We start from the raw sequence: 557 nt of genomic DNA on the forward strand, positions 1-557 counted from the left end.
GCATTACCTGTTCAACAAACTACTCCTGGATGATAATAAATAACTTTTCTCGCTCTAATTCGCAGCTAACATAGATTCTCTTTCGATAAATTACGTTATTTATTGTGTTCCACTCTACGTGTTCTATTTCCATACGTCATAATATTACTATAAAAATATTGTAAAAACAACTTTTGTCGCGCAAATACTCCTGATTATTCTTCAGATTTATCTGCTGCATTGGTCAAATCAGCTTCTGTTGACTCGGATTGTACCAGTTCATCTGTCACATCTTGCACGTCAGTTGTTGGTTGGTTTGTATCAGTTTGATCAGTATTATCAGCTGCTACCGCTTGTGTTTCTTCAGCCGCATCTGGTGTATTTTCTGAACCAGTATTTTCTGATGAAGCAGTTTCTACAGATTCGCTAGCATTTTCTGCTACAGCACTTGTTTCTGCTTCCTCTACTACCGGTTCACTGTCTTTAAAACCGCTAAAAACTGGCGCAATAGCTGGAATATCATTGTTAAAGAACTCTTCTTTACGTTGTTCTTTTTCAGCTTTTTCAGCAGCTGCCTC

The 557-nt window shown here is 37.7% G+C and carries 1 pseudogene; it reads right to left on the bottom strand.

The window, feature by feature from the left end:
• Positions 1 to 194: 194 nt before the first annotated feature.
• A pseudogene (locus tag ACRCJ0_RS18925) lies at positions 195 to 557 on the bottom strand (DivIVA domain-containing protein); the annotation flags it as partial.

It is taken from the genome of Aerococcus sp. L_32 (assembly GCF_050689315.1).